The sequence below is a fragment of the Citrobacter sp. 172116965 genome (assembly GCF_013458095.1).
GTDB lineage: Bacteria > Pseudomonadota > Gammaproteobacteria > Enterobacterales > Enterobacteriaceae > Citrobacter > Citrobacter braakii.
On record NZ_CP046673.1, the window covers coordinates 4,454,849 to 4,481,019 of the forward strand.

The window sequence follows — 26,171 nt, forward strand, 5'->3', positions numbered from 1 at the left end:
TTTTTCCCCTTATTTCGCCAGCAACGTGTTAATTTCCTGCGCGGATTTATCGAGGGTGGCTGCCGGATCGGCGTGGTTGAAAATGACCTGCTCCAGCATCTGCGTCATGCTGCGCTGAATCTCCGTGGTTTGCGTAGTGGCCGCTGGCGGCAGCGCGACGTCCACGTAAGAAGCGATCGCCTTCTCCAGCGGGTTTTTCTCAAAGTAATTCACAAACAGCGGATTACTCATTAAATCACTGCGTGCTGGCGGCATACCGGTCAGCTCCAGCCAGCTCCGGTCGTGCTCGGCGTTGTTAAAGACCCACTGAATAAACGCCCACGCCTGCGCTTTGCGCTTGCTGGAACTGAAGATCACCACCCCTTTGCTGTCGCCGAACGTATACGGGTGCGCGTCGCCTTTCTCGGTGAGCATCGGCCCAATTTGCAGCGTTTTGAGGATCTCCGGATACTGCTTGTGATAGCGAGCGATATCCCACGGACCGCGCGCGGATGCCAGCACCTGTCCGGTCGCTAACGGATCGTCGGCGGCGGTGAAGTCGTAGCTGCTCCACTTGCTGTTAAAGACTTTCCCCATAAAGGTCAGTACCGCCTGTCCGGCAGGATCGGCAAACGTCGCCTGATGACCCGCGAGGTAAGGTTTACCACCGTTTTGCGCATAATAAAGCGGAATAAAATCGAACCAGCGTTCCCACCAGTTTTTCCCGGCGGTCATCTGAATAACATAGCCGTTATTATCCGCCGCCCGGCGCTCTGCCAGCTGATAAAGCTCATCATAACGAGTCGGAACATGATCAAAACCATACTGCTTGAGTAAATCGCCCCGCCACCACCAGACGATAGGATTAATATAGATTGGCAGAACGTGTTGCTCGCCGTTTAATTGCCAGGCAGGAATAATTTTGCCCATCTGTCGGTTATTAACGAGTTCATTAAAACCACTCATTTTAGACAGGTCTTCAAGCTGACCAATTTCCACCAACTGGCTGGCAAAACCGATAAAGATATTACTGGAAATATCGGGTTCCGTGCCGGAAGCCAGCGCGTTCATTATTGCCTCTTCAGAACTGCTGGCGGCAGGAATGGGCGTAAATTCGACCGGGGTATGCGCCGGGTCTTTATTCCATTCTTTAACCATAGTATTCCAGAAGGCTTCTTCATTTTCGTTTGGTGCCACCCACATTTTAATTGGCGTTTTTGCTGTCTCTGCGGATTTTTTATCATCCGGACCGCAGCCAGAAATACAAAACGCGAATAGTACACAGGCTGTTAATTTAGCTAATATTACAATTCTCACGATAATTCTCCATTTACTTTCAATAAGTATTGATTTACCGCTACCCAGCTATTGAATGGAGCGTAAATTAACACCCCCTTTTTATGTTTAACGTTAAACAAATCACAAAACGATTTTTGTTTAACGTTAAACTTTGCATCAACGTTCAACGCAATGGACGATAGAAATAAATAATTCACGCCAATATATAAACCCAGCAAATATATCAAACATGAAAATAAACGTTAATGATAATAAAGATAAGAAACGTATTACGATAAAATCATTGGCCAAGATTATGGGTATTTCCCATACCACGGTGTCGAACGCATGGAATAATCCGGAAAAATTATCTCCGGAGCTGCGCCAGCGAATTTTGCAATATGCCAGCGAGCTTGGCTTTCAGGGACCGGACAAGCTGGCGCGCGCGCTGCGTACCGGTAAATCTGACACCATCGGCGTGATATTCAACGACTCTATGAGTTACGTGTTTATCGATCCCCACGACATTGCGCTGATGCGGGGGATCGCCGTCCAGTGTGAAGAACAAAACGTCAATCTGGTCTTGATCCCTTTGCGTAAGCGGCAACAGACGCCGCTCAACACCCTGGTTGATGGCTATATTCTCAACGCCACGCATAACAATGCGGCCATGATCCAGCACGCGCTGGCTCATGGGCGTCCGGTGGTCACGCTCGATTTTCAGTTTCCCGACCACAGCAGCGTCTCCATCGATAACGCCTGCGCCATGCGCGATATTGCCCGTTATCTGGCCGATAAAGGTCATCGACATTTCGGCATCATCGCCTTTCCGTCACAGCCCTCGGCACAGGGAATGTGCGATCTGACCGCCCCCGTCACCGGCGACAACCTGCTGATGCTCTCCCGCGTGAATGCCTGCCGGGAGGTTTTCCAGCGGCGCGGCTTCGCCCTTGATACGTGCTGGCTGTATCAAACCCGACACGATGAAGAACACGGCGAACAGGCGGCCAAAGCGTTACTGGAAACCCATCCGGAGATCACTGCGCTTATCTGCCTTTCCGATCGCTTCGCCGTCGGCGCGATCCACTACTGCCAACGGCAGCAGCTGGCGGTTCCGCAGCGGGTTGCCGTTACCGGTTTCGATAATCTCGCCGTTGAGGTGGCGGGAATACGCCTGACCACCATCGCGCAAGATGCGGAAAAGAAAGGGGAAATGGCCGTCAAATTGCTGCTCACCAGAGGACCGGTGACCCACTATGAATTGCCTTACCAGCTCATCATTCGGGAGTCAGCCTGACTCATTAATTACAGAAGAGTAGATTATGGATGAACTAACCTGTTTTAAAGCCTACGACATTCGCGGTGAGGTTGGCGTCAACCTGACGCCGGATATCGCCTTTCGCATCGGTCGCGCTTACGCCGCCTGGCGCCATCCGCGCCGGGTAGTGATCGGCGCCGACATTCGCCTTAGCTCGGAATCGTTAAAATCCGCCGTGACCGACGGGCTGATTTCCAGCGGCGTGGATGTTATCGACATTGGTCTGTCAGGCACCGAAGAGATCTATTTCGCCACCCGGGAACTGCGTGCCGACGGCGGCATTCAGATTACCGCCAGCCATAACCCGGCGCAGTACAATGGTATGAAACTGGTGCGCGAAGAGGCGCGTCCGATCAGTAACGACAACGGCCTGCTGGAGATAAAAGCGCTGGCGGAGCGCAATGACTTTGCTCCGATCGTCCATCGTGGCAGCCTCATCCCTTATGATAATCGCCCCGCCTGGATTGCCTGCCTGCTGCGCTTCCTTCAGCATCCGCCGACTCGCCCGCTACGTATTGTGACCAACGCCGGACATGGCACCGTCGGGCCTGCGCTTGACGCGATCGCCGACGGACTGGCCCGTGCGGGCGTTCAGATTGAGTTTATCCGCCTGCACCATCAGCCGGACGGTCATTTCCCGGCGGGCGTGCCGAATCCGATGCTGACGGAAAACCGCCTCATCACCCAGCAGGCGGTTATCGAGAATCAGGCTGATTTCGGCATCGCCTGGGACGGCGATTTCGATCGCTGCTTCTTCTTTGATGAGTGTGGCCGCTTTATTGAGAGCTACTACCTGGTTGGCCTGTTTGCCGAGCACTTCCTGCAACGCTCCGCAGGCAGTCACATCATTCTCGACCCGCGCCTGACGTGGAATACGCTGGACGTTGTAACTCGCTGCGGCGGAATCCCGGTCATCAGCAAAACCGGGCACGCCTTTATCAAAGCGCGGATGCGCGAAGAGGACGCGGTCTACGGTGGAGAAATGAGCGGCCACCACTACTTCCGCGATTTTGGCTATTGCGACAGCGGGATGATCCCACTGGTATTGCTGCTGCAAATTATCGGCAGCGACAGCCGTCCGCTGTCGGCGTATATCAAACACGCCCAGGTGCGCTTTCCGGTTTCCGGCGAAATCAATCTGACGGTGGCCGATCCGCAATCGGTCATGCAATCCATCGCCGCTCACTATCTGCAAGCCGGCGGCCTGCGTGACGATTGCGATGGGTTGAGCATCGACTTCGTTGACTGGCGCTTCAACTTACGCGCCTCCAACACCGAGCCGCTGCTGCGCCTGAACGTGGAAACCCGCGCGGATACGGCACTGCTGGCGCGCAAAACCGATGAAATTTTAACGCTGATTGCAGCCTGGGATTCTGACAAGGAGAGGTTATGACCGCGCTAAGCCTGAGCAATATTCATAAAGCATGGGGCAAGAACACCATCATTGAAAATCTGTCGCTGGAGATCGCCTCCGGGGAGTTCATTGTGCTGGTTGGCCCTTCCGGATGCGGGAAATCCACGCTGCTGCGGATCATCGCCGGACTGGAAATCCCCGACGGCGGTAAACTGTTGATGGGGGGAAAAGAGGTCACCAGGCTTGCGGCGGGCAAACGCAACCTGTCGATGGTGTTTCAGTCCTACGCCCTCTACCCGCATATGACCGTCAGGGAAAATCTGTCATTCGGTTTACGTAATATCAACACGCCCGCCGCCGAGATTGATAAGCGGGTCGCTCACGCCGCCAGCATGCTGAAGCTGGAAGAGATGCTGGACAGGCTGCCGCAGAATCTGTCCGGCGGGCAGCGCCAACGTGTGGCGATCGGGCGTTCTATTGTCCAGCAACCGGAACTGTTTCTGTTTGATGAACCGCTGTCTAACCTGGATGCCGCGTTGCGGGTCGGGATGCGCCAGGAGATCCAGCAGCTGCATAACACCCTGAAAAACACCATGATCTATGTAACGCACGATCAGGTGGAGGCGATGACGCTGGCCGATCGCATCGTGGTGCTTTACAAGGGAAAAATTGAGCAGGTGGGCACGCCGCTGGAGCTGTATAACACCCCGGCAAACCTGTTCGTCGCTGAGTTTATCGGCACGCCGAAAATCAATGTTCTGCCAGCGGTATGGCGTGAAGGCGCACTGCATATCGCCGATAACCTCGTCTTCCGCCTCACCCGTCAGCCCGCAGGCGTTAGCGACGGGGACAAACTGTTTGTCGCCATCCGCCCGGAGCATATGCAGTACCAGCAGACCGGGGATTTCACATTGCAAGGTCGTACCCGGCTGTGTGAATTACAGGGCGACTCCACGCTGGTGTGGTTGGATTTAGCCGGCCACCCCGTGTGCCTGAAGTCTTTTCAACAGCTTAGCTTCATGCCGGATACACCGCTTACGCTCACCGTACAAGAGTCGCACCTGCACCTCTTTGACGGTCTGGGTAAACGACTGGCGTTCTGACTCACTTGCCCTTGCGTCCGCAGGGGCATTTTTTGAATCCCATCACAATCACGGCATTCCCCTTTTCCCTTTTACGCGGCGACGGCTAAATTATTAACTCATCCGACCACATAACAATAATTTTACATACTGGACACCTTTATGAGCTATCCGTCGCTGTTCGCCCCGCTCGATTTAGGCTTCACCACGCTTAAAAACCGCGTGCTGATGGGTTCAATGCATACCGGGCTGGAGGAGTATCCCGACGGTGCAGAACGGCTGGCCGCGTTCTACGCCGAACGCGCCCGTCACGGCGTAGCGTTAATTGTGAGCGGAGGTATTGCGCCTGCGCTTTCCGGCGTGGGGATGGAAGGCGGCGCGATGCTGAACGACACCAGCCAGCTTGCACATCATCGCGTCATTACCGACGCCGTGCATGACGAAGGCGGCAAAATCGCCTTGCAAATCCTGCATACCGGGCGTTACAGCTACCAGCCGCATCTGGTGGCACCTTCTGCCATTCAGGCGCCAATCAACCGCTTTACGCCGCATGAGCTGACGCACGATGAGGTGCTGCAGTTGATTGAAGATTTCGCCCACTGCGCTCAACTGGCGCGGGAAGCGGGCTATGATGGCGTCGAAGTGATGGGCTCGGAAGGCTATCTCATCAACGAATTCCTGACTCTGCGCACCAATCAGCGCAATGACGAATGGGGCGGCGAGTATGCCAACCGCATGCGTTTTGCCGTGGAAGTGGTGCGCGCGGTACGCCAGCGTGCCGGAAATGACTTTATTATTATCTTCCGCCTGTCGATGCTCGATCTGGTGGAAAACGGCGGAACCTTCGACGAAACCGTCCAGCTGGCGCAGGCGATAGAAGCCGCAGGGGCGACCATTATTAACACCGGTATTGGCTGGCATGAGGCGCGTATTCCCACTATCGCCACCCCGGTGCCGCGCGGTGCGTTTAGTTGGGTGACACGTAAGCTGAAAGGGCATGTGACGATCCCACTGGTCACCACCAACCGCATTAACGATCCTCAAGTCGCCGATGACATTCTGGCCCGTGGCGATGCCGATATGGTGTCGATGGCCCGTCCGTTCCTCGCCGATGCCGAACTGCTGTCAAAAGCGCAAACCGGGCGAGCGGATGAGATCAATACCTGTATCGGCTGTAACCAGGCCTGCCTGGATCAGATCTTCGTCGGCAAAGTCACCTCTTGCCTGGTGAATCCGCGCGCCTGCCATGAGACCAAAATGCCGATCGTTGCCGCCACTGCGCCGAAAAATCTGGCGGTTGTCGGAGCAGGTCCTGCAGGCCTCGCCTTCGCCATTAATGCCGCCGCACGCGGTCATCACGTGACGTTGTTTGACGCGCATAGCGAGATTGGCGGGCAGTTTAATATCGCTAAGCAGATCCCCGGCAAAGAAGAATTTTATGAAACCCTGCGCTACTACCGCCGGATGATCGATGTGACTGGCGTGTCGCTGAAGCTGAATCACGTTGTCAGCGCACGCGATCTGTACCCCTTCGATGAAGTGATCCTCGCCAGCGGGATCGAGCCACGTATGCCACCGATCGAGGGGATCGCGCATCCTAAAGTGCTGAGCTATCTCGACGTCCTGCGCGATAAAATGCCGGTGGGCAAACGCGTAGCGATCGTTGGCTGCGGCGGGATCGGTTTTGATACCGCCATGTATTTGAGCCAGCCCGGTGAGCCCACCAGCCAAAACATTGCGGAATTCTGCGTGGAATGGGGGATCGACACCAGCCTGCAACAGCCTGGCGGCTTACGCCTGGAAGGCCCGCACTTATCCCGCAGCCCGCGCCAGATAGTGATGTTACAGCGCAAAGCCAGCAAACCGGGACAAGGTTTAGGGAAAACGACGGGCTGGATCCATCGCGCCACCCTGCTCTCACGCGGCGTGAAAATGATCCCGGCAGTTAGCTATCAGAAAATTGATGATGATGGGTTACACGTCGTGTTGAACGGCGAACCGTTGATCTTTAACGTGGATAACGTGGTGATTTGCGCCGGACAAGAGCCGCGCCGTGAACTGGTTGATCCACTCCACGCGGCAGGTAAAACGGTGCATCTGATCGGCGGCTGCGATGTGGCGATGGAGCTGGATGCCCGACGCGCTATTGCCCAAGGGACGACGCTGGCGCTGGAAATTTAACAGTATGTATTTCGTAGGCCGGATAAGGCGGTCACGCCGCCATCCGGCACACACGATTAGCGGCGGCGACCGGTTTTGACCGCTTTTAGCACCACGAATTTATTATTGGTGGCGATGGTCACGCAGTTGCCGAAAATCTTCTTCAGCTTGTGGAAGTAGTCAAGGTGACGGTTAGCCACAATGTACAGCTCACCGTTGATTTTCAGGCAGCGGCGAGCGTGGTGGAACATCTCCCAGGCAATGTTATCCGTCAGCGCGTGCTTCTGGTGGAACGGTGGGTTACACAGCACGGCGTTAAAGCGGAACGGTTCGACACCCGACAGCGCGTTGTTGATCATAAACTCACAGCGATCCAGCGCTTCAGGCATGTTACTTTCCACGTTCAAGCGGCTTGAAGCCACCGCCATCGGCGATTCATCAACAAATACCACGCTGGCTTCCGGGTTCTTCGCCAGCAGCGTCATACCGATGACGCCGTTACCACAGCCGAGGTCAACAATCTCCCCTTCGAGGTTTTCCGGCAGATGCTCGATAAAAAAGCGCGCGCCGATATCCAGTCCGGTACGGGAGAAGACGTTGGCGTGGTTATGGATAGTCCATTCGGTACCTTCCAGCTTCCAGCTTAGCGTTTGCGAGGCAGCGGCCAGCTCAGGTTTGCTGAACGTACAGTTGATTAAACGGGCTTTTTTCCACGCCAGCGTCGTGGTGGTTGGACCCAATACTTTTTCAAACAGCTCCAGCGTCGAGGTATGCACATCACGCGCTTTTGCCCCGGCGATGATACGCGTTTGCGGCGTTACCACTTCGCGCAGTGCGCGCAGTTGCTGCTCCAGCAGCGCCATGGTTTTTGGCAGCTTAATCAGCACCACGCCCGGCGCCTGCGGGTAGTCAGCCGTACTGTCGAGGAACTTGACGCTCGACTCGGCAATTTCGTTATGACGCAGGTTCTCGCGTGTGGCAAGCTCGCTGAGATAGGAGTCGCCAATGCTGTACGGCGCATGTTGCGCCAGCGCACAGCCCAGCGCGCCAAAGGTATCATTCAGGATTAGCACCGGGCCGCTAATCTCGGTATCGTCCAACTGTTGCAGCAGATATTCATCTGCCGCTTCCCACGCCAGCAGCGGGTTAACGTCATCCGTTTCCGGGAAACGTTTAAGTGACAGCGAACGGAAACCGTTGTCTATGTGGCTCATCGGCCCTCCTGAATGGTAAAATTTCGGCGTATCCCTGAAAAGGGTGCGTGAGTATACACTTTTTATGATTGGCATGGGCAAAGATGAACCAACTAACTTACCTCCAGGGCTACCCGGAACATTTGCTTTCTCAGGTGAGAACGCTGATTGCTGAACAGCGTCTGGGCGCAGTGCTGGAGAAGCGCTATCCGGGAACGCATGATTTCGCGACCGACAAAGCGCTCTGGCAATATACTCAGGATCTGAAAAATCAGTTCCTGCGTAATGCCCCGCCGCTGAATAAAGTCATGTATGACAGCAAGATACATGTTCTGAAGAATGCGCTGGGGCTGCATACCGCCGTATCTCGCGTGCAGGGCGGTAAGTTAAAAGCCAAAGCGGAGATCCGCGTTGCCACCGTGTTTCGCAATGCCCCTGAACCTTTTTTACGCATGATCGTCGTTCATGAACTGGCGCATCTGAAAGAAAAAGAGCACGACAAAGCGTTTTACCAGCTGTGCTGTCATATGGAGCCTCAGTATCATCAACTGGAGTTCGATACCCGCCTGTGGTTAACGCAACAATCGTTAAAGCAAACTGCGTAGTCGCGCACTGGCTTTGTCTTCAGGGCATGCTAAATTGACGAAAGGATCCCTTTTCGCAGCCTGAAGGCCATTATGATACGTTTCGCAGTAATTGGCACAAACTGGATCACCCGCCAGTTTGTCGATGCCGCCCATGAAACCGGCAAATATAAGTTAACCGCGGTCTATTCCCGTAGCCTTGAACAGGCGCAGACCTTCGCCAACGATTACCCCGTCGAGCATCTGTTTACCTCACTGGAAGCGATGGCGCAAAGCGAGGCGATCGACGCCGTCTACATCGCCAGTCCAAACTCCCTGCACTTCCCGCAGACCGAGCTGTTTTTGCGGCACAAAAAGCATGTTATTTGCGAAAAGCCGCTGGCCTCAAACCTGGCGCAAGCCGAAGCCGCTATCGCCTGCGCGCGCGAAAATCAGGTCGTGCTGTTTGAAGCGTTTAAGACCGCCAGCTTGCCTAACTTCCTGCTGTTGCAGCAATCTCTACCCAAAGTCGGAAGAATCAGGAAAGCGTTTATTAATTACTGCCAGTACTCCTCGCGTTATCAGCGCTATCTGGACGGTGAAAATCCGAACACGTTTAATCCGGCGTTCTCAAATGGCTCGATCATGGATATCGGTTTTTACTGCCTGGCCTCAGCGGTTGCGCTGTGGGGTGAGCCGCAAAGCGTTCAGGCCAGCGCCAGTCTGCTGGAAAGCGGCGTAGATGCCCACGGCGTGGTGGTGATGAATTACGGTGATTTCAGCGTCACACTCCAGCACTCAAAAGTAAGCGACTCGGTGTTAGCCAGTGAAATTCAGGGTGAGCAGGGATCGCTGGTGATCGAGCATATTTCCGAGTGTCAGAAAGTGTGCTTCGTTCCTCGCGGGGGGAAAACCCAGGATCTGACGACGCCTCAGCACATCAATACTATGCTGTATGAGGCAGAGGCTTTTGCTCATTTGGTTGAATCCGGCGAAGTGGATCACCCCGCACTGGCCGTCAGCCGTATCACCGCCAAACTGCAAACAGAGATTCGCCGCCAGACCGGCGTGATTTTCCCGGCAGACGAAGCGGTAACATCGCTGACTGCGTAAAGGTATGTAAAACGAATGTTGCAGGCCATTGACTGAATGCATGGCCTGTAATATTTTGTAACCCGCAAAGGGGAGTAACTTCGTTGTCGGTTGATCGTCATTACGATGTGTGAAAAACCACATCCGGTCGCCGGGCGATAACAAAGGAATACGCCATCGTATTCCTTTGTTGTTGTAAGTGAGACCTTGCCGAATGGCAAGGTCTATGCATAAAAAGCAGCGGCTAACGTCATTCGGCGTTGGCCGTTTTTTTTATGCATGGGGAAATACAATGAATACTGTCGGCACACCGTTGTTATGGGGTGGCTTCGCTGTCGTGGTGGTAATTATGCTGGCCATCGACCTGCTGTTGCAGGGTCGTCGTGGCGCGCATACGATGTCGATGAAGCAGGCTGCGGCCTGGTCAATCGTTTGGGTAACGCTGTCGTTACTGTTTAACGCCGTCTTCTGGTGGTACCTGGCACAAACCCAGGGCCGCGCCGTTGCCGACCCACAGGCGCTGGCGTTCCTTACCGGCTATTTGATCGAAAAATCGCTGGCAGTAGATAACGTCTTTGTCTGGTTGATGCTGTTCAGCTACTTCTCCGTACCGCCTGCGTTGCAGCGTCGGGTACTGGTGTATGGCGTGCTGGGAGCCATTGTTCTGCGTACGATCATGATCTTCGCCGGCAGTTGGCTTATCACCCAATTTGAGTGGCTGTTGTACGTGTTCGGTGCATTCCTGCTGTTTACCGGCGTAAAAATGGCGCTGGCGAAAGAAGATGCTTCCGGTATTGGCGACAGGCCGTTAGTACGCTGGCTGCGCGGTCATTTGCGCATGACCGATACCATCGAAGATGAAAAATTCTTCGTGCGTAAAAACGGCCTGCTGTTTGTTACGCCGCTGATGCTGGTGTTGATTCTGGTTGAGCTGAGCGACGTCATTTTCGCCGTCGACAGTATTCCGGCTATCTTTGCCGTCACTACCGACCCGTTCATCGTGCTGACCTCAAACCTGTTTGCTATTTTGGGTCTGCGCGCAATGTACTTCCTGCTGGCGGGCGTGGCGGAGCGTTTCTCCATGCTGAAGTACGGTTTGTCGGTCATTCTGGTGTTTATCGGTATTAAGATGCTGATCGTCGATTTCTACCATATCCCGATCGCTATCTCGTTAGGCGTGGTATTTGGCATTCTGTTTGTGACGCTGATTGTGAACGCCTGGGTCAACCACCAGCACGATAAAAAGCAGCAAATACAGTAAGTTTCATCTGCTAGCTGAAAAGCCCGACAGCACACTGCGTGCGTCGGGCTTTTTGTTTATCATGTCAAAATAATGTTAACTCAAAGTTATAAAATATGATCTCAACGCGAAATCCAGGATATTTCGCTTCCAGAACCCTGTTCTTTCCTTATACTCAGCCATGCAAACATTTGCCTCATCCTGAAAGATGCGTCTACAGAACGCACAAAGGCAGGGCAACAACACAATGAAAGGATTACTACATGACTACGCAACGTTCATCGGGGCTATTCTCGCGCTTGGCGCAAGGGAGCCTGGTTAAACAAATTTTGATCGGTTTGGTTCTGGGGATTTTACTGGCACTGGTGTCAAAACCTGCGGCAGAAGCCGTTGGTTTACTGGGTACTCTGTTCGTCGGCGCGTTAAAAGCCGTCGCACCAATTCTGGTTCTGATGCTGGTAATGGCTTCTATCGCCAACCACCAGCACGGGCAAAAAACCAATATCCGCCCAATCCTGTTCCTCTACCTGCTCGGAACATTTTCCGCAGCGTTAGCGGCCGTTGTCTTCAGCTTCGCCTTCCCATCGACACTGCATCTTTCCAGCAGCGCCAGCGATATCGTACCGCCGTCCGGCATTATCGAAGTGATGCGTGGTCTGCTAATGAGCATGGTTTCTAACCCAATTGATGCACTGCTTAACGCCAACTACATCGGCATCCTGGTTTGGGCCGTCGGTCTGGGCTTTGCGCTGCGTCACGGTAATGAAACGACCAAAAATCTGGTCAACGATATGTCCAACGCTGTTACCTTTATGGTGAAGCTGGTGATTCGTTTCGCGCCGATCGGTATCTTCGGCCTGGTCTCCTCCACGCTGGCAACCACCGGTTTCGCCACGCTTTGGGGCTACGCACATCTGCTGACCGTGCTGGTAGGTTGTATGCTGCTGGTAGCGTTGGTGGTCAACCCGCTGCTGGTATTCTGGAAAATTCGCCGCAACCCATATCCGTTAGTGCTGGCCTGTCTGCGTGAAAGCGGCGTGTACGCCTTCTTTACCCGCAGCTCCGCGGCAAACATTCCGGTGAATATGGCGCTGTGTGAGAAGCTGAACCTGGATCGTGATACCTATTCGGTGTCTATCCCGCTGGGAGCTACCATCAATATGGCTGGCGCGGCGATCACCATTACCGTGTTGACGCTGGCGGCGGTCAATACGTTGGGTATTCCGGTCGATTTACCGACGGCGCTGTTACTGAGCGTGGTGGCTTCGCTGTGCGCCTGCGGCGCATCGGGCGTGGCGGGGGGGTCTCTGCTGCTGATCCCACTGGCATGTAATATGTTCGGTATCCCGAATGACATCGCCATGCAGGTCGTTGCCGTTGGCTTTATCATCGGCGTATTGCAGGATTCCTGTGAAACGGCGCTGAACTCTTCTACAGACGTCCTGTTTACCGCTGCGGCCTGCCAGGCTGAAGACGAACGTCTGGCAAATAACGCCCTGCGCGGCTAATCTCTTCCCCTCCGTCACCGGACGGAGGGGTTTTCTTCTTGTACGCTTTTTTCAATTTTGAATGGATCAATTCCGCGTTTTTGCATCCGCCGGAAGCGAATAATGTTCAGGCCGTTCATCACCAGAAAACTACCTTCGATCATCGTCCCACCAATCGATCCCAACCAGAAATTATGGATAACCCAACAGGCGGTTGCGCACCACATTACGCAGCGCACGGTCAGCCCCTGGCAGCGAAACAGCGCCCAGGTGCTGGCCAGCGTGCCAATAATCGGCAACAGCTCCATCGCATGCTGTAATTTCGCCAGCCCGAGAACCAGGGTGAGGATAATAAAAACGGTCATTACCCACAGTTTGCGGGTATGCATCGAGACGAGTGTGCGGATGGTGTTTAGCTCTGCACTCATTCCCGCAGGCCAGGCGCCCATCAGAAAAAAATGCACGCCAATGGTGGCGCTGTAGACGGCAAGTTGCAGCCGGAACCGGCGCTCATCTCGATTAAAAAAGGTGGTAATGCCGATCAAAAAGGCGATGACACCTACGCCCTAGGCCAGCCAATACGCGGTCATGGGAGATCCTTGTGAGGAAACGCAAAAACAAACGGCGCCCCATATTATGAAACGCCGTTTTTAAAATCCACTCCATTTCGATTACCCAATAGATTTCGTGCTGCCGCAAGGCGGTAAGTTCAGACATCCCCGGGAGCTTACTGGAGTAAGTGACCGAGGTGAATGGACGCAGCCAACGCGGCTGTCACGCGAAAGATGAAGGGTAATTACAATGTTACGCCGCTTTTAAAGATAGCCAGTTCCCGGAAATCGTTGCGCTCGTTGCAGGTTTGCTTGCCATTGGCGAACTCAACGATCGTATCGACAAACTCGCTCAGCAGTTGAGGCATCGCTTTACCGTGGATCAGCTGTCCAGCGTCAAAATCGATCCAGTGTTTTTTCTTGGCCGCCAACTCGCTGTTGGTCGCAATTTTCACCGTCGGCACAAAACCGCCGTACGGCGTACCGCGGCCGGTGCTGAACAGCACCATATGACAGCCCGCGCCCGCGAGGGCACTGGTAGCAACCGCATCGTTACCCGGCGCGCTCAGTAAGTTCAGGCCGTGTGTCTTCAGGCGTTCGCCGTAGCGCAGTACGTCCACCACCTGGCTGGAGCCCGCTTTTTGCGTGCAGCCCAGAGATTTATCTTCCAGCGTGGTGATCCCGCCCGCTTTGTTGCCCGGCGATGGATTCTCGTAAATCGGCTGGTCGTGAGCAATGAAGTACTGCTTAAAGTCATTGACCATGGTCACCAGCTTGCCGAAGGTTTCTTCGTCACGGCAGTGGTCCATCAGCAGCTGCTCGGCACCGAACATTTCCGGTACTTCAGTCAGCACGGTGGTGCCGCCGTTGGCAATCACGTAGTCGGAAAAACGCCCCAGCATCGGGTTGGCGGTAATACCGGACAGGCCGTCAGAGCCGCCGCATTCCAGACCAAACTTCAGCTCGCCCAGCTTACCCGGCTCACGCTTATCGTTACGCATCACGTTGTACAATTGATGGAGATGTTCAATCCCCGCTTCCACTTCGTCTTCCTGATGTTGGCAGACCATAAAGTGAACACGCTCAGGATCGTACTCACCTAAAGTTTCGCGGAAGGCATCAACCTGGTTGTTTTCACAGCCCAGGCCGACCACCAGCACCGCACCCGCATTCGGGTGGCGCACCATATTTTGCAGCATGGTACGGGTGTTGATGTGGTCGTCACCCAGTTGCGAACAGCCGTAGGTGTGACTGAAAAGATGCACGCCGTCGATACCCTCGGCGTCGTTGGTCTCTTTCAGAAAGCGGGTCTGCATCTGACGCGCCATGGCGTTGACGCAGCCGACCGTCGGCAGGATCCACAGTTCATTGCGCACGCCGACCTCGCCGTTGGCGCGACGGTAGATCTGTACATCGCGATCGGCGGGTTGAACAAGCTCTGCCTGAAAATCAGGGTGGTAGCTATACGTGTCCAGGTCGCTCAGATTCGTGCGCGTGTTGTGAGCATGAATATGCTCACCCGCCGCCACGTCCACCAACGTATGACCGATTGGCAAACCGTATTTAATGACGTTTTCGCCTTGCGCAATATCGCATAAAGCGAATTTATGGCCACGAGAAACCGCTTGGCGCAGGATTACCGCTCGCCCATCAACGGTGACTTCGGTTCCTTCAGCCAAATCAGCGAGCGCTACCGCGACGGTATCCAGCGTATGGATCTTGATGTATTGCATACCTTCACCCAGGCCTTAGTTCAGTTCAATGGCGAAATAATCACGCGCATTGTTGAAGCAAATATTTCTGACCATTTCACCCAACAGTTGGATATCTGCCGGCGCTTCACCTGCAGCAACCCAACGGCCAATCATCTGGCACAGGATGCGACGGAAGTATTCATGGCGCGTATATGAAAGGAAGCTACGGCTATCGGTCAGCATGCCGACGAAACGGCTCAGCAGACCGAGCTGGGCCAGTTGCGTCATCTGACGTTCCATACCGTCTTTCTGATCGTTGAACCACCAGCCGGAACCGAACTGCATCTTGCCCGGCATACCTTCGCCCTGGAAGTTGCCGATCATGGTGCCCAGCACTTCGTTATCGCGCGGGTTCAGGCAGTAGAGAATGGTTTTCGGCAGCAGGTTCTGTTCGTTCTGCTTGCTCAGCAGTTTGGACAGCTCTTCGGCCATCGGGCGATCGTTGATGGAGTCGAAGCCGACATCCGCACCCAACAGTTTGAACTGACGCAGGTTGTTATTACGCAGCGCGCCGATGTGGTACTGCTGTACCCATTCACGACGCGCATATTCCGCACCGAGGTACACCAGCACCGCGGTTTTAAACTGGGCAACTTCATGCTCGCTCAGCGTTTCACCCGCCAGGCGGCGTGCCAGAATGCTATCCAGTTCAGATTCGTTAGATTCAGCAAACAGCACCACGTCCAGCGCGTGGTCAGAGACTTTACAGCCGTGAGCCGCAAAGTGATCCAGACGTTTGGTCAGCGCAGCTTGCAGGTCGCTGAAGCGGCGGATATCCGTGTCAGACACCTCACCGAGCTTCGCCATATAGTCATTAAAGGTCGCCAGCTCAATGTTAAAGGCTTTATCCGGACGCCAGCTCGGCAGCACTTTCACTTCAAAGCTTGCGTCTTTAGCAACGGCCGCGTGATGCTCCAGAGAGTCGATCGGGTCATCGGTGGTACCGACCATTTTCACGTTCATCTGCTGCATGATGCCGCGTGCGGAGAATTTGTCCTGCGCCAGCAGTTCATTGCACTGGTTCCAGATTTCGTCAGCCGTTGCCGGAGACAGCAGCTTACCTGTAATACCAAACGGGCGACGTAATTCGAGGTGGGTCCAATGGTACAGCGGGTTACCGATTGTGTGCGGAACCGTGGCGGCCCAGGCGTCAAACTTCTCGCGATCGGAGGCATCGCCGGTACACAGGCGTTCAGCGACGCCGTTAGTACGCATCGCACGCCACTTGTAGTGGTCACCCTTCAGCCAGATGTCATACAGGTTATTAAAACGGTAGTTTTCCGCGATTTGTTGCGGTGGCAAATGGCAGTGGTAGTCGAAGATTGGCTGGTCTTTGGCGTAATCATGATACAGACGGCGGGCAAATTCGGTGTCCAACAGGAAATCTTCAGTCATAAACGGGGTCATTATCGTCTTCCTCTCAGCGAGTGCGTCAGATTGCTTATGTTTTGATGTTGACAAAGTTATCACACCAATTTCCATACACTGAAGATATTTTCGTGAGTTAGATCAACAAATGGCGACAAAAAAATTACTCTCAAAGAGGTAAACCGCGCGCCAAGCCGCACCAGAACTGGCTTTGCTGAATCGAAATAATGACCACACGAAGATTCACACTTTTGTGATGGCACTCACCTTTTAAAGTTGTATGACAAGTTATCTTTTTGCCGTCGCGATACATAAGCCGACGGAATGCAAATTACCGATGTATCACCATCGGATTAACCGGTACGGAAACCGAATTAGCACAAATATTGACATGGCAGAGTTCGGGGAGTACCGGCTTTTTTTCGGTTACCCCCTCGTAAAAGAACATCCTCCTCCCTGAACTGGAAGATGACCGCTCGTTCGCGGACATAACAAAACGATGAGGTTTTACATGCGTAAAATTAAAGGGTTACGTTGGTACATGATCGCACTGGTGACGCTTGGCACCGTGCTGGGTTACCTGACACGTAACACTGTGGCGGCAGCTGCGCCAACTCTGATGGAAGAGTTACACATCTCCACCCAACAGTATTCCTATATCATCGCAGCGTATTCTGCTGCTTACACCGTAATGCAACCCGTTGCCGGCTATGTGCTCGATGTGCTCGGCACAAAAATTGGTTACGCGATGTTCGCCGTTCTGTGGGCCGTCTTCTGTGGCGCGACCGCACTGGCTGGTAGCTGGGGTGGACTGGCGCTGGCGCGAGGCGCAGTCGGTGCCGCTGAAGCTGCGATGATCCCTGCGGGTCTGAAAGCCAGTTCTGAATGGTTCCCGGCAAAAGAACGTTCAATCGCAGTGGGTTACTTTAACGTCGGTTCCTCTATCGGCGCGATGATTGCTCCGCCGCTGGTCGTCTGGGCTATCGTCATGCACAGCTGGCAGATGGCATTCATTATTTCCGGTGCCCTGAGCTTTATCTGGGCCATGTGCTGGTTGGTATTTTACAAACACCCACGCGACCAGAAAAAACTGTCTGATGAAGAACGTGATTACATTCTGAATGGTCAGGAATCACAGCATAAAAACAGCACCGCCAAGAAAATGTCTCTCGGTCAGATCCTGCGTAACCGCCAGTTCTGGGGCATCGCGCTGCCGCGTTTCCTGGCAGAGCCGGCCTGGGGCACCTTCAACGCCTGGATCCCGCTGTTCATGTTTAAAGTCTACGGCTTTAACCTGAAAGAGATCGCGATGTTTGCCTGGATGCCGATGCTGTTTGCTGACCTGGGCTGTATCGTAGGGGGTTACTTACCGCCGCTGTTCCAGCGCTGGTTCGGCGTTAACCTGATCGTTTCCCGTAAAATGGTCGTCACCATGGGCGCATTGCTGATGATTGGCCCGGGGATGATCGGTCTGTTCACCAGCCCGTACATTGCTATCGCCCTGCTGTGCGTCGGCGGCTTTGCTCACCAGGCGCTGTCCGGTGCGCTGATCACGCTCTCTTCTGACGTATTTGGTCGTAATGAAGTGGCAACCGCGAACGGTCTGACCGGTATGTCCGCCTGGCTTGCAAGTACGCTGTTTGCGCTGGTCGTTGGCGCGCTGGCTGACACCATCGGCTTCAGCCCGCTGTTCGCCGTACTGGCGGTATTCGACCTGCTCGGCGCGTTAGTCATCTGGACGGTATTGCAGAACAAATCGGCCAGCGAGGTAGAGTCAGCTTCGCAAACTGGCGATCCCGCTGCGCAAAGTTAACCAGACACGATTTAACAAGGTTATGTAATGCTAAGCCGCCAGTCATCTGGCGGCTTTTTTATCGCCGCGAGTGGAGCCGGAATCGCAAAAGTGGTATAACAAATAGAGTCTGCCGTATCATGCCTGGAGCGCATATGGAAATCACCGAACCACGACGTTTGTACCAACAACTTGCCGCTGATCTGAAAGAACGCATTGAGCAGGGTGTCTACCTGGTGGGTGACAAACTCCCCGCCGAGCGCTTTATCGCCGATGAAAAAAATGTCAGCCGCACCGTGGTTCGTGAAGCGATTATCATGCTCGAGGTTGAGGGCTACGTTGAAGTGCGTAAAGGATCGGGGATCCACGTCATTTCAAACCAACCCAAACACTATGTCGCGCCAGATGAAAGTCTGGAGTTCGCCAGCTACGGTCCGTTTGAGCTGCTCCAGGCTCGCCAGCTCATAGAAAGCAATATTGCTGAGTTTGCCGCCACCCAGGTGACCAAACAGGACATCATGAAACTGATGGAAATTCAGGAGAAGTCGCGTAACGAAAAAAGCTTTCGTGACTCCGAGTGGGATCTCCTGTTCCATGTGCAGGTCGCGCTGGCAACACAGAACTCTGCCCTGGCCGCGATTGTTGAAAAAATGTGGACTCAGCGTATTCACAACCCCTACTGGAAGAAGCTGCACGACCACATCGACCTGCGTACGGTAGATAACTGGTGCGACGACCATGACCAGATCCTGCGGGCGCTGATTCGCAAAGATCCACACGCCGCCAAACTGGCGATGTGGCAGCATCTTGAGAACACAAAGCAGATGCTGTTTAACGAAACCAGCGATGATTTTGAATTCAACGCAGACCGTTATCTTTTTACCGATAATCCCGTCGTTCATCTCGATACGGCAGCTAACGGCGCAAAATAAACAATCTTAACGATGCAGGCGCGACAAAGCGCCTGTTTCTGACGCTTGGTAAGCATTAGGTATAAAGTGTCAGCCTGTGTAAATCCTCTCGCCTCCCTCCATTGCGATAAGCAAAATCACAGGGCAACACCCGTAATTTCTATAACGGACTACGTTGACCTTTGTTACAATTAGTTGTTATTTGAATTTTTGTGTTTGAGAGCTTGCTTACTTCACAACTTTACAGGGAATAGTTCAGGCCGTGAATTTGTGTCAGACCGCGATCCATGTAAAAAACACCAATAAAATTGCGGCGTTACAAACTCCAGAATACCGGCATGACGACAACCGATTCTCCAGGAATATTGAATGGAACTACTGACTCAATTACTGAATGCTTTATGGGCTCAGGATTTTGAAACGCTGGCCAATCCCTCCATGATTGGCATGCTCTATTTCGTACTGTTTACCATTTTGTTTCTGGAAAACGGACTGCTGCCAGCAGCCTTTTTACCTGGCGACAGTCTACTGGTACTGGTCGGCGTACTTATCGCTAAAGGCGCGATGGGTTTTCCGCAAACGGTACTGCTGCTCACCACCGCGGCCAGCCTGGGTTGCTGGCTCAGCTATATCCAGGGGAGATGGCTGGGAAATACCCGCACCGTTCAAAACTGGCTGTCTCATCTACCCGCGCACTACCATCAGCGCGCACATCATCTGTTCCATAAGCATGGCTTGTCTGCCCTGCTGGTCGGTCGCTTTATCGCGTTTGTCAGAACATTACTGCCGACCATCGCAGGATTGTCCGGTCTGAACAATGCGCGCTTTCAGTTCTTTAACTGGATGAGCGGACTGCTTTGGGTTCTGATTCTCACAACGCTTGGCTATCTGCTGGGCAAAACGCCAGTGTTTCTCAAATATGAAGATCAACTGATGTCTTGTCTGATGCTGCTTCCCGTGGTGTTACTGGTGTTTGGTCTGGCAGGTTCACTGGTTGTGCTTTGGAAAAAGAAATACGGGAACCGAGGGTAAATTATGCTGAAATCATGCATAACACTCCGACGACTGGCCTGGACGACTACTTTTATGCTGTTTATCGGCGCGCTGCTCCTGACCTGGTCGGTCATCCGCCAGCAGGAGTCAACGCTTGCCATTCGTGCTGTAAACCAGGGAGCCACCATGCCTGATGGCTTCTCTATCTGGCATCACCTGGACGCCAACGGCATTCGCTTTAAAAGCATTACTCCGCAAAATGACGCGCTGCTGATCACCTTTGATTCCAGCGCGCAAAGCGCAGCCGCAAAGGTCGTGCTGGACCGAACGTTACCGCACGGTTTCGTTATTGCTCAGCAGGATGATGATAATCAGGCGGTACAGTGGTTATCCCGCTTACGTGATACCCCGCACCGTTTTGGTTAATCTCCAGGAATCTGAATTAGATCACTCACTTTGGTGATTTCATCATTTAGCGCCTATGATTAATAAACTGGGTTTATGACCCATTGCTTTATTATTCTGGAGCATCGGCCAAAGCCACAAGGTCGAATCACAATGGAAGGTTCAAGAATGAAATACCGCATCGCTTTAGCAATTAGTCTTTTCGCTCTCAGTGCCGGCAGTTACGCCTCCACCCTCTGTCAGGAAAAAGAACAGGATATTCAGCGGGAGATAAGCTATGCCGAAAAGCACAACAATCAAAACCGCATCAATGGTCTGAACAAAGCGCTGAGCGAAGTTCGGGCAAATTGTACTGACAGCAAACTGCGCGCCGACCATCAGAAAAAAATCGCCGAGCAGAAAAATGAGATAGCCGAGCGTCAACGTGATTTGGCCGAGGCGAAGCAAAAAGGCGATGCGGATAAGATAGCCAAGCGCGAACATAAGCTTGCTGAAGCTCAGCAAGAGCTGAAAGAACTCGAGACACGCGATTACTAAGTACGGTAACTAGCCACTCAACTGGAGAAAACTATGTCGAAAGATAATGCTACGGAAAACCTGCGCGCTGAGCTGAAATCTCTTGCGGATACGCTTGAAGAAGTACTTAGCTCCTCTGGCGATAAGTCGAAGGAAGAGATGAGTAAAATTCGCAGCAAAGCCGAACATGCGTTACGCGAGAGCCGCCATCGTCTGAGCGAAACCAGCGATGTGATTGCCAAACAGACCCGTGAGGCCGCGGCAAAAGCCGATAACTACGTACGCGAAAACCCATGGACAGGCGTCGGCATTGGCGCAGCAGTCGGTGTGGTGCTTGGTGTACTGCTGTCGCGCCGTTAATAATGGCAGACTCTCAACACGCACAAGGTCCAGGCAAAGGCGTACTGGGTATTGGACAGCGGATCCTGACGATTCTCGTTGAGATCGTAGAGACGCGGCTGCGGCTGGCCGTCGTTGAGCTGGAAGAGGAAAAAGCCAATCTCATCCAGATCCTGCTGATGCTTGGGCTGACCATGCTGTTCGCGGCGTTTGGTCTGATGAGTCTGATGGTGCTTATCATCTGGGCCATAGACCCGCAGTATCGCCTGAACGCCATGATTGCCACCACCGTTGTGCTGTTGCTTTTAGCGCTTATCGGCGGGCTATGGACGCTGAGTAAAGCGCGTAAAACAACGCTGCTACGCCATACGCGCAATGAACTCGCTAACGACAGGCAGGCCCTGGAGGATGATGCATAATGAGCAGTAAAGTCGAACGTCAACAACGTAAGGCGCAACTGCTTGGACAGATCCAGCAGCAAAGGCTGGATCTGTCTGCCACTCGCCGCGACTGGCTGGAAGCCACCGAAGTCTACGATCGTGGCTGGAAGACGCTGCTGAACCTGCGTGGCTGGGTGTTGGTCGGAAGCAGTATTATGGCGGTTCGCACCATTCGTAACCCGAATCTGCTGGTACGCTGGGCTAAACGCGGCTTCAGCGTGTGGAGCATCTGGCGTCTGGTTAAATCGACCATCAGACAACAGCAACTGCGCGGCTAATCACCTCTCCCCCCCTAACCTCAAATTTTTTGAAAATTTCTGACAGTTTTCCTTGCTAACAATTGTCATTAGCCGCGTTTATGATTCTCTCCATCGACAGCAACGACGCACTCTGCGACGTCGTTGCACAAAAAAACACAATAAGCCGCCTGAGTGGTTTCCTGGAGAGTATGATGAAGAAATTAGAAGATGTTGGTGTACTTGTAGCGCGCATTCTGATGCCAATCCTGTTTATTACCGCAGGTTGGGGAAAAATCACCGGATATGCGGGTACCCAACAGTACATGGAAGCCATGGGCGTCCCAGGATTTATGTTACCGCTGGTTATCCTGCTTGAGTTTGGCGGCGGTCTGGCCATCCTGTTTGGTTTCCTGACCCGTACTACTGCGCTGTTCACCGCGGGCTTCACGCTGCTGACGGCGTTCCTCTTCCACAGCAACTTTGCGGAAGGTGTGAACTCTCTGATGTTTATGAAAAACCTGACCATCGCAGGCGGCTTCCTGCTGCTGGCTATCACCGGTCCGGGCGCATTCAGCATCGACCGTGTACTGAATAAAAAATGGTAAGCGAGCTATACTAAACGCATCAAAAAGCGAGGAGACATCTCCTCGCTTTTGCTATCTGAGGAGGCGAAAATCATGGGACAACTCATTGACGGCGTATGGCATGACACCTGGTATGACACCAAATCAACCGGGGGAAAATTCCAACGCTCTGCATCAGCTTTCCGTAACTGGCTCACCGCGGATGGCGCACCGGGTCCAACGGGCGAAGGGGGTTTCGCCGCCGAAAAAGACCGCTATCATCTCTACGTTTCTCTGGCCTGTCCGTGGGCACATCGCACGCTGATCTTGCGTAAACTCAAAGGGCTGGAACCGTTTATTTCCGTTTCCGTTGTGCATCCGCTGATGCTGGAAAACGGCTGGACCTTTGACGATAACTTCCCGGCGGCAACCGGCGATACCCTGTATCAGCACGAATTTCTTTATCAACTCTATTTACACGCCGATCCGCACTACAGCGGTCGGGTGACCGTTCCGGTGCTGTGGGACAAAAAGAACCACACCATTGTCAGCAACGAATCTGCAGATATCATCCGTATGTTTAACACTGCGTTTGATGCGCTGGGCGCGAAAGCCGGGGATTACTATCCACCCGCTCTGCAAACTAAAATCGACGAGCTCAACGGCTGGATTTATGACAACGTCAATAACGGCGTGTATAAAGCCGGATTTGCCACCAGTCAGGAAGCCTACGACGACGCCGTAGAAAAAGTCTTTCAATCTCTGGCGCGGCTGGAGCAGATCCTTGGGCAACATCGCTACCTGACCGGGGACCAGTTAACAGAGGCCGATATTCGCCTGTGGACCACGCTGGTGCGCTTTGATCCTGTGTATGTGACGCACTTCAAGTGCGACAAACACCGGATTAGCGACTATCTGAACCTGTACGGTTTCCTGCGCGATATCTACCAGATGCCAGGCATTGCGGAGACCGTTAATTTTGATCACATCCGCAATCACTACTTCCGTAGCCACAAAACCATTAACCCGACCGGCATTATTTCTGTCGGACCGTGGCAGGACCTCAACGAACCCCACGGGCGTGATGACCGTTTTGCCTGAATGACACGGGTCCCCTTTGGGGGCCAAATAATTAATACTGCAAATATTTACCAGTATTTCATTCACGGCTATTCTTAATTTGATTGCTTTAAAAACAAGTAATTGAATACAGAACGAGGCAAAAATGGATTGGTATTTAAACGTATTAAAGAACTACTTTGGTTTTGGGGGCCGCGCGCGTCGTAAAGAATACTGGATGTTTGTGCTGGTCAACATCATCTTTACGTTCGTGCTGGGCATTCTGGACAGAATGCTTGGCTGGGAACGCGCCGGAGGGGAAGGCATATTAACGACGATTTATGGGGTTCTGGTCTTTATCCCGTGGTGGGCGGTGCAGTTCCGGCGTTTACATGACACCGACCGCTCGGCCTGGTGGCTACTGGTGCTGCTGATCCCGATCGTAGGCTGGTTGGTAATCATCATTTTCAACTGTCAAAATGGGACTCTGGGGAGCAACCGCTTCGGCGCTGACCCTAAACAACTGTCCTGATGTAATACACCATCTTGTCGGCCGGATAAGGTGCATTTGCACCGCATCCGGCGTAACAGCCCTGCTATTTACCCGCAAACAGCTTGGGAATTTCCCGCAAACACCAGGATTTCGCTTCGCCCATGCTGTCTCGACGCCAGGCCATAATAATATCAATTTCGCTTGTCGATTCCGGGCTAACCACACGCAACCGACCCGCCGCAATGTCCTCTTCCACCAGCGGGTATGGCATCGTCGCCACGCCAAGGCCGGCCAACAGCGCCTGGCGTTTATCTTCTATCGAACTCACCGTCAGACGCGGCTGTTTATCAAGCAGTTGAACCGTCAGCACCGGGCGTTCGCGGGCCGTGTCCGCCACCGCGATTCCACGGTACTTCACGCGGGTGACTTCCGATAACGGTTCCGGCTCCTGATGAATTGGATGATCCGGGGCCGCCACATATACGTTCATCAGCGAGTACAGCTTGCGCGAGTTGATTTCCGAAGATGAGCGAAAATGCATATCCGGCGCAATCACGATATCCGCCCGCCCCTGCTCCAGACGCTCCCACGCCCCGGCCAGAACTTCGGTAATAACGGAAAGCTGGGTATTGGCCTTCCCGGCAAGTCTGTCGATCAGCGGGAAAAACGCCGCCGTCGGCACCAGCGCTTCGGTGACGATGGTCAGATGCGTTTCCCAACCGCGAGCCAGCGCTTCGGCATCGGTGGTCAGCTTATCCGCAGCTTCCAGCAGTACACGCCCACGTTCCAGCAGCATACGCCCGACGTTGGTGAATTTTGTGCGATGACCTGAACGGTCGAACAGCACGACGTCCAGCTCTTCCTCCAGCTTCTGCATGGTATAGCTGAGCGCGGAAGGAACGCGCCCCAGTTCGTCCGCTGCGGCGGCAAAGCTGCCACGCCGGTCTATTGCGTCCATGACGCGTAACGCCTCAAGCGTTAAAGCCCTTTCTTTGGCCATCTCGTTCTCATTCAGGAAATTTGAACATACCGGGCAGAATATCTGGCTAACAATGCAGCGTCTAGCCATTTAACATAAAAGGAAGTAAAGAGAGGTCAAGAACTATGATTACTACCCGTACAGCCAAACAATGCGGGCAAGCAGACTACGGCTGGCTGCAGGCCCGTTATACCTTCTCCTTTGGACACTATTTTGATCCTAAACTGCTGGGTTATGCCTCGCTGCGTGTTCTGAACCAGGAAGTTCTGGCACCGGGAGCCTCTTTCCAGCCACGTACCTATCCGAAGGTGGATATCGTCAATCTGATCCTCGAAGGGGAAGCGGAGTATCGCGACAGTGAAGGTAACCATATCCAGGCCAAGGCAGGAGAAGTTTTACTGCTCGCCACACAGCCGGGAATTAGCTACAGCGAACACAATATCAGCAAAGATAAACCGTTAACCCGAATGCAGCTCTGGCTGGATGCCTGCCCGCAGCGCGAAAACGCCTGCGTACAGAAAGCCACGCTGAGTGCCGGTAAGCATCAGTTGCTCGCCTCGCCGGATGGTGAACAAGGCAGCCTGCATCTGCGTCAACAGGTATGGGTGCACCACGTTGAACTGCAACAAGGTGAATCGCTGAGTTTTCAGTTACATGGGCCGCGGGCTTACTTACAGTCGATCCACGGCAGATTCCATGCGGTGACATCTGGCGCCGAAAAGGAAGCGCTCACCTGCGGCGATGGCGCATTTATTCGTGACGAAACTAACATAACGTTAGTCGCCGATACCGCGCTGCGCGCTTTGCTGATAGATTTGCCCGTATAGTCAGGGAAAACAATGGAGTACGACTATTGAGCAAGAAATCATCAAAAAAACGCCAGCCGCAGGTTGAGCCGAAAAAACAGGATACTGTGACCTTCGGCTATGAAGAAATGCTGACAGAGCTGGAAGCGATTGTGGCGGATGCCGAGCTACGGCTGGAAGACGAAGAAGCCGCCTGAAAAGGCGGCTTAGAGTTATG

General features: G+C 53.5%; 27 protein-coding genes. 21 read left to right on the forward strand and 6 right to left on the reverse strand.

Annotated elements, in window-relative coordinates; translation table 11 throughout:
* Window positions 1-9: 9 nt before the first annotated feature.
* Entirely contained in the window at window positions 10-1,296 is a 1,287-nt protein-coding gene (locus GPJ68_RS21635; RefSeq protein ID WP_047358956.1) for an ABC transporter substrate-binding protein, read from the reverse strand.
* Between the two features lie 211 nt (window positions 1,297-1,507).
* Between GPJ68_RS21635 and GPJ68_RS21640 the strand changes: the two genes are divergently transcribed.
* From GPJ68_RS21640 to GPJ68_RS21655, 4 genes are all read left to right on the forward strand, one after another.
* Window positions 1,508-2,554 carry a LacI family DNA-binding transcriptional regulator gene (locus tag GPJ68_RS21640; protein WP_049040407.1) on the forward strand — a complete coding sequence of 349 codons (1,047 nt, stop codon included), beginning with the start codon at window positions 1,508-1,510 and terminating at the stop codon, window positions 2,552-2,554.
* Between the two features lie 25 nt (window positions 2,555-2,579).
* Window positions 2,580-3,968, forward strand: coding sequence for a phosphomannomutase/phosphoglucomutase (locus GPJ68_RS21645; protein WP_049040408.1), 1,389 nt, complete (start codon window positions 2,580-2,582; stop codon window positions 3,966-3,968).
* Complete coding sequence (locus GPJ68_RS21650; protein WP_104651985.1) at window positions 3,965-5,032, forward strand: ABC transporter ATP-binding protein; 1,068 nt, start codon at window positions 3,965-3,967, stop codon at window positions 5,030-5,032. The genes GPJ68_RS21645 and GPJ68_RS21650 overlap by 4 nt, the downstream gene beginning before the upstream one ends.
* Before the next feature lie 141 nt (window positions 5,033-5,173).
* Window positions 5,174-7,192 (forward strand): FAD-dependent oxidoreductase, encoded by a 2,019-nt coding sequence (locus GPJ68_RS21655; protein WP_049268718.1) that lies wholly within the window; start codon window positions 5,174-5,176, stop codon window positions 7,190-7,192.
* 56 nt (window positions 7,193-7,248) lie between these two features.
* Here GPJ68_RS21655 and rlmG read toward each other — a convergent pair whose 3' ends face one another.
* The gene (rlmG, locus tag GPJ68_RS21660; protein WP_065554284.1) at window positions 7,249-8,385 is read right to left on the reverse strand and encodes a 23S rRNA (guanine(1835)-N(2))-methyltransferase RlmG; all 1,137 of its coding nucleotides are present in this window, start codon (window positions 8,383-8,385) and stop codon (window positions 7,249-7,251) included.
* Window positions 8,386-8,468: 83 nt separating this feature from the next.
* Between rlmG and GPJ68_RS21665 the strand changes: the two genes are divergently transcribed.
* The 4 genes from GPJ68_RS21665 (at window position 8,469) to sstT (ending at window position 12,767) form a co-directional block, all read left to right on the forward strand.
* Window positions 8,469-8,969 carry a M48 family metallopeptidase gene (locus GPJ68_RS21665; RefSeq protein ID WP_016154609.1) on the forward strand — a complete coding sequence of 167 codons (501 nt, stop codon included), beginning with the start codon at window positions 8,469-8,471 and terminating at the stop codon, window positions 8,967-8,969.
* A gap of 72 nt (window positions 8,970-9,041) precedes the next feature.
* Entirely contained in the window at window positions 9,042-10,040 is a 999-nt protein-coding gene (locus tag GPJ68_RS21670; protein WP_016154610.1) for a Gfo/Idh/MocA family protein, read from the forward strand.
* A 271-nt stretch (window positions 10,041-10,311) separates the two neighbouring features.
* Window positions 10,312-11,280, forward strand: a complete 969-nt coding sequence (locus GPJ68_RS21675) for a TerC family protein (protein ID WP_016154611.1) — start codon at window positions 10,312-10,314, stop codon at window positions 11,278-11,280.
* A 242-nt stretch (window positions 11,281-11,522) separates the two neighbouring features.
* Entirely contained in the window at window positions 11,523-12,767 is a 1,245-nt protein-coding gene (gene sstT, locus GPJ68_RS21680; RefSeq protein WP_016154612.1) for a serine/threonine transporter SstT, read from the forward strand.
* 14 nt (window positions 12,768-12,781) lie between these two features.
* On the opposite strand, the gene GPJ68_RS21685 is transcribed toward sstT, so the two are convergent.
* The 3 genes from GPJ68_RS21685 to uxaC form a co-directional block, all read right to left on the reverse strand.
* Window positions 12,782-13,300: a YgjV family protein gene (locus tag GPJ68_RS21685; protein WP_230330247.1), complete on the reverse strand. Its 519-nt coding sequence runs from the start codon at window positions 13,298-13,300 to the stop codon at window positions 12,782-12,784.
* A 242-nt stretch (window positions 13,301-13,542) separates the two neighbouring features.
* Window positions 13,543-15,030 (reverse strand): UxaA family hydrolase, encoded by a 1,488-nt coding sequence (locus GPJ68_RS21690; RefSeq protein ID WP_104651983.1) that lies wholly within the window; start codon window positions 15,028-15,030, stop codon window positions 13,543-13,545.
* 15 nt (window positions 15,031-15,045) lie between these two features.
* Window positions 15,046-16,458 carry a glucuronate isomerase gene (gene uxaC, locus GPJ68_RS21695; protein WP_104651982.1) on the reverse strand — a complete coding sequence of 471 codons (1,413 nt, stop codon included), beginning with the start codon at window positions 16,456-16,458 and terminating at the stop codon, window positions 15,046-15,048.
* 472 nt (window positions 16,459-16,930) lie between these two features.
* Between uxaC and GPJ68_RS21700 the strand changes: the two genes are divergently transcribed.
* The 11 genes from GPJ68_RS21700 (at window position 16,931) to GPJ68_RS21750 (ending at window position 24,208) form a co-directional block, all read left to right on the forward strand.
* Window positions 16,931-18,232: an MFS transporter gene (locus tag GPJ68_RS21700; protein WP_016154616.1), complete on the forward strand. Its 1,302-nt coding sequence runs from the start codon at window positions 16,931-16,933 to the stop codon at window positions 18,230-18,232.
* A 134-nt stretch (window positions 18,233-18,366) separates the two neighbouring features.
* On the forward strand, window positions 18,367-19,143 hold the full coding sequence (gene exuR / locus GPJ68_RS21705) for a transcriptional regulator ExuR (RefSeq protein ID WP_016154617.1): 777 nt from the start codon (window positions 18,367-18,369) through the stop codon (window positions 19,141-19,143).
* A gap of 348 nt (window positions 19,144-19,491) precedes the next feature.
* A complete protein-coding gene (gene yqjA, locus GPJ68_RS21710) occupies window positions 19,492-20,154 on the forward strand; it encodes a DedA family general envelope maintenance protein YqjA (protein ID WP_003024820.1) in 663 nt (220 codons plus the stop codon).
* A gap of 18 nt (window positions 20,155-20,172) precedes the next feature.
* Window positions 20,173-20,541 carry an EnvZ/OmpR regulon moderator MzrA gene (gene mzrA, locus GPJ68_RS21715; RefSeq protein WP_029139667.1) on the forward strand — a complete coding sequence of 123 codons (369 nt, stop codon included), beginning with the start codon at window positions 20,173-20,175 and terminating at the stop codon, window positions 20,539-20,541.
* A gap of 147 nt (window positions 20,542-20,688) precedes the next feature.
* Complete coding sequence (locus GPJ68_RS21720) at window positions 20,689-21,057, forward strand: DUF1090 domain-containing protein (protein ID WP_016154619.1); 369 nt, start codon at window positions 20,689-20,691, stop codon at window positions 21,055-21,057.
* A 33-nt stretch (window positions 21,058-21,090) separates the two neighbouring features.
* A complete protein-coding gene (locus tag GPJ68_RS21725; RefSeq protein WP_003024832.1) occupies window positions 21,091-21,396 on the forward strand; it encodes a YqjD family protein in 306 nt (101 codons plus the stop codon).
* Between the two features lie 2 nt (window positions 21,397-21,398).
* Window positions 21,399-21,794 carry a phage holin family protein gene (locus GPJ68_RS21730; protein WP_016157537.1) on the forward strand — a complete coding sequence of 132 codons (396 nt, stop codon included), beginning with the start codon at window positions 21,399-21,401 and terminating at the stop codon, window positions 21,792-21,794.
* Window positions 21,794-22,093 carry a YqjK-like family protein gene (locus tag GPJ68_RS21735; protein WP_003024845.1) on the forward strand — a complete coding sequence of 100 codons (300 nt, stop codon included), beginning with the start codon at window positions 21,794-21,796 and terminating at the stop codon, window positions 22,091-22,093. Before GPJ68_RS21730 ends, GPJ68_RS21735 begins: the two co-directional genes overlap by 1 nt.
* Before the next feature lie 173 nt (window positions 22,094-22,266).
* Window positions 22,267-22,659, forward strand: a complete 393-nt coding sequence (locus GPJ68_RS21740; protein WP_003024847.1) for a DoxX family protein — start codon at window positions 22,267-22,269, stop codon at window positions 22,657-22,659.
* 72 nt (window positions 22,660-22,731) lie between these two features.
* Complete coding sequence (gene yqjG / locus GPJ68_RS21745; RefSeq protein WP_016154622.1) at window positions 22,732-23,718, forward strand: glutathionyl-hydroquinone reductase YqjG; 987 nt, start codon at window positions 22,732-22,734, stop codon at window positions 23,716-23,718.
* Between the two features lie 124 nt (window positions 23,719-23,842).
* A complete protein-coding gene (locus GPJ68_RS21750; RefSeq protein ID WP_047414099.1) occupies window positions 23,843-24,208 on the forward strand; it encodes a DUF805 domain-containing protein in 366 nt (121 codons plus the stop codon).
* Between the two features lie 64 nt (window positions 24,209-24,272).
* On the opposite strand, the gene yhaJ is transcribed toward GPJ68_RS21750, so the two are convergent.
* Window positions 24,273-25,169, reverse strand: coding sequence for a DNA-binding transcriptional regulator YhaJ (gene yhaJ, locus GPJ68_RS21755; protein WP_016154624.1), 897 nt, complete (start codon window positions 25,167-25,169; stop codon window positions 24,273-24,275).
* Between the two features lie 104 nt (window positions 25,170-25,273).
* Between yhaJ and GPJ68_RS21760 the strand changes: the two genes are divergently transcribed.
* Both GPJ68_RS21760 and GPJ68_RS21765 read left to right on the forward strand, forming a co-directional pair.
* Complete coding sequence (locus GPJ68_RS21760; protein ID WP_016157539.1) at window positions 25,274-25,975, forward strand: pirin family protein; 702 nt, start codon at window positions 25,274-25,276, stop codon at window positions 25,973-25,975.
* A gap of 26 nt (window positions 25,976-26,001) precedes the next feature.
* Window positions 26,002-26,151: a hypothetical protein gene (locus GPJ68_RS21765; protein WP_016157540.1), complete on the forward strand. Its 150-nt coding sequence runs from the start codon at window positions 26,002-26,004 to the stop codon at window positions 26,149-26,151.
* Window positions 26,152-26,171: the final 20 nt, after the last annotated feature.

Excerpts from the sequence above, each read along its gene's own strand:
- GPJ68_RS21640 (WP_049040407.1), top strand. The coding sequence starts at position 1,508 with ATGAAAATAAACGTTAATGATAATAAAGATAAGAAACGTATTACGATA.
- GPJ68_RS21645 (WP_049040408.1), top strand. The coding sequence starts at position 2,580 with ATGGATGAACTAACCTGTTTTAAAGCCTACGACATTCGCGGTGAGGTT.
- GPJ68_RS21650 (WP_104651985.1), top strand. The coding sequence starts at position 3,965 with ATGACCGCGCTAAGCCTGAGCAATATTCATAAAGCATGGGGCAAGAAC.
- GPJ68_RS21655 (WP_049268718.1), top strand. The coding sequence starts at position 5,174 with ATGAGCTATCCGTCGCTGTTCGCCCCGCTCGATTTAGGCTTCACCACG.
- rlmG (WP_065554284.1), bottom strand. The coding sequence starts at position 8,385 with ATGAGCCACATAGACAACGGTTTCCGTTCGCTGTCACTTAAACGTTTC.
- GPJ68_RS21665 (WP_016154609.1), top strand. The coding sequence starts at position 8,469 with ATGAACCAACTAACTTACCTCCAGGGCTACCCGGAACATTTGCTTTCT.
- GPJ68_RS21670 (WP_016154610.1), top strand. The coding sequence starts at position 9,042 with ATGATACGTTTCGCAGTAATTGGCACAAACTGGATCACCCGCCAGTTT.
- GPJ68_RS21675 (WP_016154611.1), top strand. The coding sequence starts at position 10,312 with ATGAATACTGTCGGCACACCGTTGTTATGGGGTGGCTTCGCTGTCGTG.
- sstT (WP_016154612.1), top strand. The coding sequence starts at position 11,523 with ATGACTACGCAACGTTCATCGGGGCTATTCTCGCGCTTGGCGCAAGGG.
- GPJ68_RS21690 (WP_104651983.1), bottom strand. The coding sequence starts at position 15,030 with ATGCAATACATCAAGATCCATACGCTGGATACCGTCGCGGTAGCGCTC.
- uxaC (WP_104651982.1), bottom strand. The coding sequence starts at position 16,458 with ATGACCCCGTTTATGACTGAAGATTTCCTGTTGGACACCGAATTTGCC.
- GPJ68_RS21700 (WP_016154616.1), top strand. The coding sequence starts at position 16,931 with ATGCGTAAAATTAAAGGGTTACGTTGGTACATGATCGCACTGGTGACG.
- exuR (WP_016154617.1), top strand. The coding sequence starts at position 18,367 with ATGGAAATCACCGAACCACGACGTTTGTACCAACAACTTGCCGCTGAT.
- yqjA (WP_003024820.1), top strand. The coding sequence starts at position 19,492 with ATGGAACTACTGACTCAATTACTGAATGCTTTATGGGCTCAGGATTTT.
- GPJ68_RS21720 (WP_016154619.1), top strand. The coding sequence starts at position 20,689 with ATGAAATACCGCATCGCTTTAGCAATTAGTCTTTTCGCTCTCAGTGCC.
- GPJ68_RS21725 (WP_003024832.1), top strand. The coding sequence starts at position 21,091 with ATGTCGAAAGATAATGCTACGGAAAACCTGCGCGCTGAGCTGAAATCT.
- GPJ68_RS21730 (WP_016157537.1), top strand. The coding sequence starts at position 21,399 with ATGGCAGACTCTCAACACGCACAAGGTCCAGGCAAAGGCGTACTGGGT.
- GPJ68_RS21735 (WP_003024845.1), top strand. The coding sequence starts at position 21,794 with ATGAGCAGTAAAGTCGAACGTCAACAACGTAAGGCGCAACTGCTTGGA.
- GPJ68_RS21740 (WP_003024847.1), top strand. The coding sequence starts at position 22,267 with ATGAAGAAATTAGAAGATGTTGGTGTACTTGTAGCGCGCATTCTGATG.
- yqjG (WP_016154622.1), top strand. The coding sequence starts at position 22,732 with ATGGGACAACTCATTGACGGCGTATGGCATGACACCTGGTATGACACC.
- GPJ68_RS21750 (WP_047414099.1), top strand. The coding sequence starts at position 23,843 with ATGGATTGGTATTTAAACGTATTAAAGAACTACTTTGGTTTTGGGGGC.
- yhaJ (WP_016154624.1), bottom strand. The coding sequence starts at position 25,169 with ATGGCCAAAGAAAGGGCTTTAACGCTTGAGGCGTTACGCGTCATGGAC.
- GPJ68_RS21760 (WP_016157539.1), top strand. The coding sequence starts at position 25,274 with ATGATTACTACCCGTACAGCCAAACAATGCGGGCAAGCAGACTACGGC.